Raw genomic sequence first — 11243 nt, forward strand, 5'->3', positions numbered from 1 at the left:
CACCAGCGAAGGACACCATGAACGACGGCAACCAGCCGATCCTCTCGCTGCGCGGCATCGACAAGCGCTTCGGCGCCGTGCAAGCCCTCAGCGACGTCGCGATCGACGTGCGACCCGGTGAAGTCGTCGCGCTCGTCGGCGACAACGGCGCGGGCAAGTCGACCCTCGTCAAGATCATGTCCGGCGTCTACCAGCCCGACGGCGGCGAGATCGTCTTCGACGGGCGTCCTGTGTCGATCAACGGCCCGAAGGCCGCGCAGGCGCTCGGCATCGCGACGGTCTTCCAGGACCTCGCGCTCTGCGACAACCTCGACGTCGTGGCCAACCTGTTCCTCGGCCACGAGCGCACCAGTGCGGGTGTGCTCGACGAGGTCGAGATGGAGCGCCACTCCTGGGAGCTGCTGCGTCAGCTCTCGGCCAAGATCCCGTCCGTCCGGATCCCGATCGCCTCGCTGTCCGGCGGTCAGCGCCAGACGGTGGCGATCGCCCGCAGCCTCGTGGGCGAGCCCAAGGTCGTCATGCTCGACGAGCCGACGGCCGCCCTCGGCGTGGCCCAGACGGCCGAGGTCCTGAACCTCGTCGAGCGGCTGCGCGCGCGTGGCCTCGGCGTCGTCCTGATCAGCCACAACATGGCCGACGTCCAGGCCGTCGCCGACCGCATCTACGTGCTGCGCCTCGGGCGCAACGGTGCGGAGTTCGAGATCGGCGAGGTCACCACGGAGCAGCTCGTGGCCGCGATCACCGGCGCCTCCGACAACGTCGTCGCCGAGCGTGCTGCACGCGACCGTTCGGGTGCGCCGATCGCCGCGACCGACATCGACACCGACGCCGCGCTGCCGGACGGCCAGCACTCCCTGGACGGCACCGCACCCAGGACGGACGAGGAGCCGAACGCATGACCACCGCGTACGACAAGACCGACGAGCGCCTCGTCGAGTCAGGCACGCCACGGGCCGCCCTGGGCGCGTTCGGGCGACGGATCCGTTCGGGCGACCTGGGCATGGCCCCCGTCATCATCGGCCTCGTCGCGATCTGGATCGTGTTCTTCCTCCAGAACGACCGCTTCCTGTCCTCGCGCAACCTCGTCAACCTGAGCCTCGACTCGGCGACGATCGGCATGATCTCGCTCGGGATCGTCCTCGTCCTGCTTCTCGGCGAGATCGACCTGTCGGTCGGCTCGGTGAGCGGCGTGGGCGGTTCGATCATGGCGGTCCTGCTCGTCTACCAGGGGTGGCCGCTGCTGGCGGCGATCCTGCTCGCCCTGTCGGTCGGCGTGGCGATCGGCCTGTTCTACGGCCTGCTCTTCACGCAGTTCGGCGTGCCGAGCTTCGTCATCACGCTGGCCGGTCTGCTCGCGTTCCTCGGCGTCCAGCTGTGGGTGCTCGGCAGCCGGGGCACGGTCAACCTTCCGGTCGACTCGTGGCTGATCGAGTTCGCGAACTTCAGCTTCCTCAGCCCGCTGGCGTCGTACATCCTGTCGATCGCCATCGGGGCGGTCTACCTGGCGACCCGCCTGCGGACCATCCAGCGTCGTCGCGCCGCCAACCTCTCGGCGCCGTCCTTCCAGGGCGCCGTGATCCGTGCGGCGATCATGGTCGCCGCGCTGCTGTTCGGCGCGTGGTACCTCAACCAGGACCGCGGGGTCGGCTACATGCCGCTGTTCTGGGTCGCGATGATCGTGGCGGTCGACCTGATCCTGCGCAAGACGCGCTTCGGACGGTCGGTCTACGCGGTGGGCGGCAACGAGGAGGCCTCGCGTCGCGCGGGTGTCGCGGTCAACAAGGTCTACATCACCGTGTTCGCGGCGTGCTCGACCTTCGCGGTCCTCGGCGGCATCCTGGCCGCCGGCCGGCTGCAGTCGGTCGCTCAGTCCAGCGGTGGCACGGACACCAACCTGATGGCGATCGCGGCCGCGGTCATCGGCGGGACGAGCCTGTTCGGCGGGCGCGGCTCGGCGTACGCGGCGCTGTTCGGGATGCTCGTGCTGCAGTCGATCACGAGCGGTCTGAACCTCATCGGCGTCGAGGCCGAGGTCCGCTACATCGTCACCGGTGCGGTCCTGCTGCTCGCCGTCACGATCGACTCGCTGTCGCGGCGGGCACGCCGCAGCAGCGGGACGGCCTAGCGTCGGGCGGCCCTGCGGGACCCCCCGCCGCACGGCCGCCCGTCGCAGGCGACCTTGGGGCGCCCTCGGACCTGGTCCGGAGGCGCCCCAAGCCGTTCCCAAGGGATCCCCAAGCAGTCACCGCGAGGCTCCGTTCGTCAGATCGACGAACAAGGAGCAAGAGATGTCCTCCCTGCTTTACCGCCTCGGTCGTACGACCGCGGCGCACCCGTGGCGCACGATCTGCGCCTGGGTCGTCGTCCTCGTCGGGGTCCTCGCCTTCGCCTCGAGCGCCGGCGGGACCTTCCAGGACGACTGGGACGTGCCCGGAGCCGAGGGCCAGGCCGGCCTCGACGTCCTCCGCGAGCACATGCCGGAGGCCGGTGGCGCGAGCGCCCTGGTGAGTGCGCACGACCGCGAGGGCGATCCCCTCGCCAGCGCCGAGCTGGACCGCCTCGCCGAGCGCCTGCGCGACGTCCCGCACGTGATCGCGGTGACCCCTCCGCGGGTCTCCGACGACGGCGACACCGCCCTGCTGGCCCTGCGCTACGACGTGCCGGTCACGCACGCCGACGTCATGGGCGCCCTCGAGCCGCTCGAGCAGGCCGTGGACGAGGCCGCGCTGGACGGGGTCGACGTCGACTTCGGCGGCGAGGTCCCGGGCTCGGCGATGGAGATGAGCGGTCGTGGCGAGCTGATCGGCGTCGGCGTCGCTCTTGTCCTGCTGGTGCTCACCTTCGGCTCGGTGATCGCGGCCGGGCTCCCGATCGCGGTGGCGCTGTTCGGCCTCGCCCTCGGCTCGGCCGGTGTCACGCTGCTGGCCGCCACGACCGAGGTGAGCACGTCGGCCCCGACCGTCGCGACGATGGTGGGGCTCGGGGTCGGCATCGACTACGCACTGCTGCTCGTCACGCGCTTCGTGGAGAACCTGCGGGAGGGCCAGGGCAGGGTGGTGGCCGCGGCACACGCGACCGCGACCGCCGGACGCGCCGTCGTGTTCGCCGGGCTCACCGTCCTCGTCTCGCTGATGGGGCTCGGGCTCGCGGGGCTGCCGACCTACTCCGCCTTCGGGCTCGCGACCGCGATCGCCGTCTTCTCGGTGATGGCGGCGGCGCTCACCCTCGTCCCGGCGCTGTGCGGGCTGGCCGGCCACCGGCTGGTGCCGCGCAAGGTCCGCCGCGGCGGGGCGGCGAGCAATGCGGGTCGTCCGACCCTGACCGCCCGCTGGGCGGCCCGGGTCGGCGCACGGCCCCTGCCGTGGGCGCTGGCGGCGCTCGCGGTGCTCGTGGCGCTCGCCGCGCCGGCCGTGGGCATGCGGACGTTCCCGCAGGACGCCAGTGCCGACCCGGCCAGCTTCACCACCCGGCAGTCGTACGACGTGGTGGCCGCAGAGTTCGGTCCGGGCGCGAACGGCCCGCTGACGTTCGTCGCCGACCTGGGCACGCTCAGCGAGGCCGACGTGGCGCAGCTGCGTACCGACGTCGCCGCCGACCCGCGGATCGTCGCGGTGGGGGAGCCGACCACGTCTCCGGACGGGGCGATCGCGGTCTTCGACGCCCAGCCGGCGTTCGGTCCTCAGGACGAGCGCACGACGGACCTCGTGACGTCGATGCGGTCCGCCCTGCTCCCGGAGGGCGTCGACCTGACCGGCAGCACGGCGGTGCTGACCGACATCTCGACGATGCTCTCGGAGCGCATCTGGATCGTGGTCGGCTTCGTGGTGCTGGTGTCGATGCTGCTGCTGGCGATGATGTTCCGCTCGATCGTCGTCCCCGTGAAGGCGGCGGCGATGAACCTGCTGTCGATCGCTGCTGCGTACGGCGTGGTGACGCTGGTCTTCCAGCACGGGTGGGGCTCGTCGCTGCTCGGCATGGACCACGACGTGCCCGTGTCGAGCTGGGTGCCGATCCTGATGTTCGCGATCCTGTTCGGTCTCTCGATGGACTACGAGGTGTTCCTGCTGTCGCGGATCCGTGAGGGGTGGTTGCGGACCGGCGACGCCCGGGGGTCGGTGGTCACCGGCCTGGCGACGAGCGCCCGGGTGATCTCGAGCGCCGCCGCGATCATGGTGGCCGTGTTCCTCGGGTTCGCCACGGAGTCCGCGGTGACCATCAAGATGCTCGGGGTCGGGATGGCCGTGGCCGTCGCGCTCGACGCGACGCTCGTGCGCCTCGTACTGGTCCCGGCGACGATGACGATGCTCGGTCGCTGGAACTGGTGGCTTCCGGCGTGGCTCGACCGCCGTCTCCCGCACGTGCGGCCCGAGGCCGACCCGCAGGAGCCGCTGGTCGAGGAGCCGGTGCGCGGCTGAGGCCGGGTGCGCGACGGCTCAGAAGCGGTACGCGTCCCGCTGGTGGAGGAGCCACTCCTCCACCAGCGGGACGTCCCACTCGCGGGCAAGCGCGAGCGCGTCGTCCGCGTGGCGCGCCGCCCGCTCCCGGTCACCGGTGGCCGCGGCCGCGAGCGCGAGGAACGCGTCGACCGGACCCATCGCCATCGTCGACCCCGCGCTGAGGACGCCGCCGGCGATCGGCGCGAGGCGCGCGTACGCCTGTGCCGCGAGGTCGGGCAGCCCGAGCGCCAGCGCGACCTCCGCGCCGAAGCCCCAGATCATCGGCGCGATCCAGCTGTCGTCGTCCACGGTCGGCTTCGTCGCCTCGTACATCGCCCGTGCGGCGTCGAGGTTGCCCAGCCGCGTCAGGAACCCTGTCGCCGCCATGTGGACCGGGACCGCGGCGGAGGCCACGAGCTCGTCGAGCCCGGCGCTGGTCTCGCCGTCGAGGCCGGACCAGATCGCGACCACGACCATGAGCCCGGCGACGGCGTCGTGCTTGTGGGGGACCGCGATGGTGTCGATCACGGTGTAGAGCTCGTCGAGCTGCGTCCGGGCTGCCTCGAGGTCGCCCCGCATCGCCAGCCACGGGATGCGCATGCAGTCGAGGAACCACAGCGCGTACGGGAGCTGCAGCAGCCGCGCGAGCTGACGGCCCTCGACGAGGTCCTGCTCCATCTGCGTCACCATGCCGAGCTCGCTGTAGACGGCGGCACGCTGCGCGAGGGCCATCGTCTCCGACCGCGCGTCGCCGAGCCGGCGTGCGATCTGCACCGCCTCCTCCGCCAGCTCGAGCCGCTGGTGCGCGGTCCACGGGTGCCAGATCGCGAGGAACGCTGCCGAGCACATCTCCATCACGAGGGCGTCGTCGTCGAGACGCCGCGCCATCGCGAGGCCGTCGGCCACCAGCTCCTGGCACTCGTCCTCGCTCGCCGTGTAGTAGAGCTCGTTCGCGAGGCTGATGAGCAGGGTGCAGCGCACCGGCGAGTCGTCCTCGGGGAGTGCCGCGAGCGACCGGCGCTGCGCGTCGACGACGGCCTGCTTGGTCTCCCCGAACGTCCTGCTCTGCCAGAGCGCGCCCCGCGTGGTCGCGACCGCGGCGCGGGCGAGGAGCGTCGGGTCCCCGATCTCGTCGGCCACCGCGATCGCCTCCTCGACGGCGTCGGTGAGCTCGTCCCAGCGCGCCGCCCAGCGGGCCGCGTCAGCGAGCGCGAGCAGCAGCTCGTACCGGTCCGCCGGCGTCGCGTCGGGATCGAGGTCGATCCGCGTCAGCGCGAGGTGCAGGAGGTCCGCGGCCTCGTCGTGGCCGTGCAGCCGCTGCGCGGAGAGCGCTGCCCGGTACGCCGAGGTCCAGGCCTGCGCCGCATGCTCCGCGCCGGCCTCCGCCCAGTGCCGGGCGATCTCGGCGACCCGTTCCGACGCCCGCCGGTCCCCGGCCAGCGCCTCCGCGATCCGGGCGTGCATCCGCTGCCGCCGTGACGGCGAGAGCGAGGCGTACACGGCGTCGCGCACGAGCGCGTGGGAGAACCGGAACCGGTCGTCACCCTCGTCACGCAGCATGCCTGCGGTGGTCGCGGGCTCGAGCCGGTCGAGCACGTCGAGGTCGGTCAGCCCGGTGCTCGCCATCACCGTCGCCAGGTCGAACCGGCGCCCGACCACCGCGGCGTGCCGCAGCACGTCGAGCGTCGACCCGGGCACCACGGCCAGCCGACGGCGTACGACGTCCGAGACCGCGGTCGGCGGCTCGTGCTCGAGGTCGGCCTCGTCCCCGAGGAGCCGGGCGTACTCCACCACGAAGAACGGGTTGCCCTCCGTCCGGTCCCGCATCGTCGAGGCCGTGCGTGCGGAGACCGGACGCTCGGCGACGGCCGCGAGGACCTCGGCGGTGTCCTCGACGGTCAGCCCCTTCAGGCGCAGCGACGCGGCGTGGCGGCGGGCCAGCGCCTCCATCGTCTCGGCCAGCTGACCGTACGGCTCGGGGTGCGCCCGCAGCGTGATGAGGACGAGCAGACGCCCGTGGTCCGCGACCGAGCAGAGGTGCCGCAGGACCCGCAGAGACGAAGGATCGGCCCACTGGAGGTCGTCGAGGGCGACGACGACCGTCCCCTCGGCGGCTGCCGCGAGGATCCGACGGCAGATGTGGTCCCACGCCGCGAAGCGCCCGCTGTCGGGGTCGGCGACGTCCTCCGGTCCGGCGACCGGCAGCGTCTCGCCCAGCCCGTCGAGCACCGACTCCCACGGCCACAGGGGAGGGGCGCCGCTGTCGGAGGAGCAGCGGCCGACGAGGACGCGCGCCCCGCGCGCCCGTGCCCGGGCCATCACCTCGGCGACCAGACGCGACTTGCCGATCCCTGGCTCGCCGACGACGGTCGCGAACTGCGGCTCGCCCGCGTCGGCGGCCTCCAGCCGGTCGAGGAGCGTGCCGACCTCGGCGTCGCGTCCCACCATCGGCCAGGCCGGCAGCCCCGGGAGCCGCGGTTCGCCTCGGCGTACGGGCGGTCCGTCCGTCGCCGGCAACGTGACCGTCTCCGCGACGGCCGTCCCGCCCGACGCGACCGCCGCAGGCGCCGAGACGTCGGCGATCGGGGTACGCCGCTCCGCCCAGGCCACCAGCGGGTCCTGACGCAGGATCGCGGTCTGCGTGTCCCGGACCAGAGCGGTCGGCTGCAGTCCCAGCTCCTCGTCGAGCGTCGTGGTGAGCCGGCGGACCACCTCGAGAGCATCCGCCTGACGACCCGTACGCGCGAGCGCCACCGCCCGCAACGTCCAGAGGCGCTCGCGCAGCGGGTGCTGGGCGGTCAGCGCCTCGAGCTCGGCGGCGACCGTCGCGTGCTCGCCCTGGGCCAGACGCACCACTGCGAGGTCCTCCAGGCCCACCAGGCGCAGCTCGTCGAGCCGGGCACGCTCGGCGACGGCCTGCGGGTGGTCGCCCAGCTCGTCGTACGCCCGGCCGCGCCAGCTCGACGTCGCATCCTCCAGGTCGCTGCGCACCGCGTCGAGCACGTCGTCCGCGACGACACCCGAGCCGGGGATGGCGTCGCGGGCCAGCGGGCCGAGCCGGCGGTGGGCGTCCTGGAGCAGCCCCGTGCTCGTGGCGGCGTCGATGACGACGGCCGCGGGGTCCAGGACGTAGCCGCCGTTGCTGGTGCGCAGCGGGGGCTCCTCACCGGCCACCAGGGCTGTCCCCAGGGCACGGCGCAGCCCGGAGACGTACGACTGCAGGGTGCCGAGCGCCCCGTCGGGCGGATGGTCGCCCCACAGGTAGTCGATGAGCGTGTCGACGCTCTGGACGTTGCCGACGCCGAGCGCGAGCGCCGCGAGCAGGACGCGGTGCTTGCGCGTCCCGAGCGCGACCGGCGACGAGGCCTGCTCGCGGTGCATCTCGACCGGGCCGAGCACTGCGAGCCACATGGCTCAGAAGCATAGGTCGCACCCCGTTCTCGGTGAGGGCTTTTCCGATGCTCCGTCACGGTCCCGGGCCGGGACCCCAGGACGGCCTCAAGGCGATCCCAAGGACACCTCAAGGACGGCGGCGCACGGTAGTCGGCGTCACTGAGAGCGCCGGCACGTCGCCGGCCAGGGAGCAAGGAAGCACCATGACCACAACGACCGACACGATCGGGATCCGACCGGGTCGTCAGACCGAGCGCGCCGCGGACGTCGACTTCGACGCCCTGCGCGTGCAGCTCGGACACCGTCTCGTCCTGCCCGGCGACCCCGGATGGGCCGAGACCAGCCTCGCCTGGAACCTCGCCGTCGACCAGGCGCCGTGCGCCGTCGTCCTCGCCGAGAGCGCCGACGACGTCGCAGCGGCCGTCCGGTTCGCCCGGGCGTACGGCCTGAGCGTCGCGCCGCAGGCCGGTGGCCACGGCGCGTCGGGACGCCTCGCCGGCAGCATCGTCGTCCGCAGCAGCGGGCTCGAGACCATCGAGATCGATCTCGTCGCCCGCACGGCGCGGGTCGGCGCCGGCGTCCGGTGGGGCGCGCTGCAGGCCGCGCTCGACGGCACGGACCTGACCGGCATGATCGGCTCGAACCCCGACGTCTCCGTCGTGGGCTACACGCTGCAGGGCGGCTACTCCTGGTTCACCCGCCCCTTCGGGATGGGCGCGGACTCGCTGCGCGCGGCGGAGATCGTCGATGCCGACGGGTGCGCGCGCCGCGTCGACGACGCGACCGACCCCGAGCTGATGTGGGCGCTGCGCGGTGGTGGCGGCAACGTCGCCTACGTGACCGCGGTCGAGATCGACCTGCACCACGCGCCCGCCATCGCCGGCGGCCGCATGCTCTTCCCGATCGCCGACGCGCGCAGCGTCCTGAACGCGTACGCGGCGGCGACGGGGGCCGCCGACGCCGCGATCTCGCTGTGGGCCTCGCTCGTCCACGTCCCCGACGTGCCGTTCGTGCCCGACGAGGTACGCGGACAGTCGTTCGTGGTCGTCGAGTCGTGCACGACCGACGGCCTGGAGGGCCTCGAGCGCGTGCTCGCGCCGATCCGGGCCGCCGGCATCGTCGTGTACGACACCGTCGGCGAGCGTTCTGCGTCGGAGGTCGGCGACATCTGCGAGGAGCCCGTCGACCCGATGCCCGCGGCGCACCGCGGGATGGCGCTGGGGGAGGTCACGCCGGAGACGATCGAGGCGCTCCTCGCCGTCGCGGGGAAGCCGGGCGGGATCATGCAGGTCCAGCTGCGCCACCTCGGTCCGGCACGGGCCGGGCGCCGGGACGGCCTGATGACCGGTGTGCCGTCGGAGTTCATCGCCACCGCCCTGTCGCTGGTCCCGGACCCGGCGATCGAGCCGATGGTCCGAGACGCCTTCGACGAGGTGGCCGCCGCGCTGCGCCCGTGGACGGCCGGCGCGGTCGGATCCACCCTTGTCGCAGCCTGGGACACGCTCGAGCGCAGCGCCTCGCACGCGGACCGTACGCGTCTGGCCGAGGTGATGGCGGACGAGGACCCGACCGGTCTGTTCCGGGCCGCCGTGGGTCTCGCCTGAGCACGCTGAGCCAGGGGCCGTCGGTCGATCGGGGGACGACCGACGGCCCCGTCCTGTGCGGGCGGTGTGCCCTGGTGCGGCAGACTGGCAGCAGGCCCCGGTCGACGGTCGACCGGGCACCAGCCCAGAGGAGACACCGTGACCACCCACGTCCTGGACGACCTCGAGGCGCGAGGACTCGTCGCGCACTCGACAGACCGCGACGCCCTGCGCGCCGATCTGTCCGCGGGGCCGGTCACCTATTACGTGGGGTTCGACCCGACGGCGCCCAGTCTCCACATGGGCAACCTGCTGCAGCTCCTCACCGCGCGCCGGCTCCAGCTGGCCGGCCACCGTCCGCTCATCCTGGTCGGCGGTTCGACCGGCCTGATCGGCGACCCGCGCGACGTGGGGGAGCGGACGCTCAACAGCCGCGAGACCGTCGCGGACTGGGTCGAGCGCATCCGGGGGCAGGTCGAGCGCTACGTCTCCTTCGAAGGCGACAACGCCGCGCTCGTGGTCAACAACCTCGACTGGACGAAGGACGTCAACGTCATCGACTTCCTCCGCGACGTCGGCAAGCACTTCCCGGTCAACCGCATGCTCGACCGGCAGGTCGTGGCCAGCCGCCTCGAGGCCGGGATCAGCTACACCGAGTTCAGCTACGTGCTGCTGCAGTCGATGGACTACCTCGAGCTCTACCGCCGGTACGGCACGTCGCTGCAGACCGGCGGCAGCGACCAGTGGGGCAACATCACCGCAGGAGTCGAGCTGATCCGGCGCGCCGAGGGCGCCAAGGTCCACGCGCTGTCGACGCCGCTGATCACGAAGGCCGACGGCACGAAGTTCGGGAAGTCGACCGGGGGAGCGCTGTGGCTCGACCCCGAGATGCTCTCGCCGTACGCCTTCTACCAGACCTGGATCCAGGCCGAGGACTCCAAGGTCGTCGAGTACCTCCGGCAGTTCACCTTCCTCGACCTCGAGGAGATCGACGCGATCGCCGCGGAGTCGGCGGAGAAGCCGGGTCTGCGCATCGCGCAGCGGAGGCTGGCCGCCGAGGTGACCGCGCTCGTGCACGGTCCGGAGGAGGTACGCGCGGCAGAGCAGGCCTCTGCGGCCTTGTTCGGTCGTGCCGAGCTCGTCGACCTCCCCGAGTCCACCCTGCGCGCTGCCCTGACCGAGGCGGGGCTCGTGGAGGTCCCTCGGGGTACGTCGGTCGTCGACGCCCTGGTGAGCTCGGGGCTGGTCGACAGCAAGTCGGCGGCTCGTCGTGCGGTCACGGAGGGCGGTGCGTACGTCAACAACGTCCGCGCCGAGGATCAGGAGGCCGTGATCGACGACAACGTCCTGCACGGCGGCCTCGTGGTCCTGCGACGCGGCAAGAAGTCCGTTGCGGGCGTCGAGGTGGCCTCGGCCTGACCGGTGTCCGGAGTTGTCCGAGAGGTCCCGGGGGCCCGGTGTCGCAGTGCGGCGCCGGGCCTCGGCCGTTCAGCCCGAAAAGCGCCTCTGACCTGCGGAAACAGTGATTGTGAGCCAGCACACACGACCCCGATTTGACCCGCAGTTTTCCTCCGCGTAATGTTCTTCTTGTCGCCGGGGACGGCGGCGGGCAAGGCCGAGAAGGCCGGGCCCGCGGCCCTGGCAGACACACCCCCTCTCTCTGAGACCACCGAACGGTGGCCGTCTTGGCCGCCGCGCAAAGTTCTGGTAGGTTTGGGGGTCGCGCCTTGATCTGATGCCTGTGTGGGTTGAGGGTTTTGTGTGTCTGATGTTTGAGAACTCAACAGTGTGCTAAAAGTCGACGAGATAATCAGTAGACCCTTTTGGCAGG

General features: G+C 72.4%; 6 protein-coding genes. 5 read left to right on the forward strand and 1 reads right to left on the reverse strand.

Annotated features, from left to right (window positions below; translation table 11 throughout):
- Positions 1-17: 17 nt before the first annotated feature.
- The 3 genes from ACQSSQ_RS09305 to ACQSSQ_RS09315 all read left to right on the forward strand — a co-directional run bounded on the left by ACQSSQ_RS09305 (position 18) and on the right by ACQSSQ_RS09315 (position 4415).
- Positions 18-899, forward strand: a complete 882-nt coding sequence (locus ACQSSQ_RS09305; RefSeq protein WP_431326749.1) for an ATP-binding cassette domain-containing protein — start codon at positions 18-20, stop codon at positions 897-899.
- A complete protein-coding gene (locus ACQSSQ_RS09310; protein ID WP_431326750.1) occupies positions 896-2125 on the forward strand; it encodes a sugar ABC transporter permease in 1230 nt (409 codons plus the stop codon). The genes ACQSSQ_RS09305 and ACQSSQ_RS09310 overlap by 4 nt, the downstream gene beginning before the upstream one ends.
- A gap of 163 nt (positions 2126-2288) precedes the next feature.
- A complete protein-coding gene (locus tag ACQSSQ_RS09315) occupies positions 2289-4415 on the forward strand; it encodes an MMPL family transporter (RefSeq protein ID WP_431326751.1) in 2127 nt (708 codons plus the stop codon).
- 18 nt (positions 4416-4433) lie between these two features.
- On the opposite strand, the gene ACQSSQ_RS09320 is transcribed toward ACQSSQ_RS09315, so the two are convergent.
- Complete coding sequence (locus ACQSSQ_RS09320; RefSeq protein WP_431326752.1) at positions 4434-7847, reverse strand: ATP-binding protein; 3414 nt, start codon at positions 7845-7847, stop codon at positions 4434-4436.
- Positions 7848-8032: 185 nt separating this feature from the next.
- Between ACQSSQ_RS09320 and ACQSSQ_RS09325 the strand changes: the two genes are divergently transcribed.
- Positions 8033-9433, forward strand: a complete 1401-nt coding sequence (locus ACQSSQ_RS09325; RefSeq protein ID WP_431326753.1) for an FAD-binding oxidoreductase — start codon at positions 8033-8035, stop codon at positions 9431-9433.
- A gap of 138 nt (positions 9434-9571) precedes the next feature.
- A complete protein-coding gene (gene tyrS, locus ACQSSQ_RS09330) occupies positions 9572-10831 on the forward strand; it encodes a tyrosine--tRNA ligase (protein WP_431326754.1) in 1260 nt (419 codons plus the stop codon).
- Positions 10832-11243 lie beyond the last annotated feature (412 nt).

Origin of the sequence: Mumia spirodelae (assembly GCF_050632745.1) — a bacterium.
GTDB lineage: Bacteria > Actinomycetota > Actinomycetes > Propionibacteriales > Nocardioidaceae > Mumia.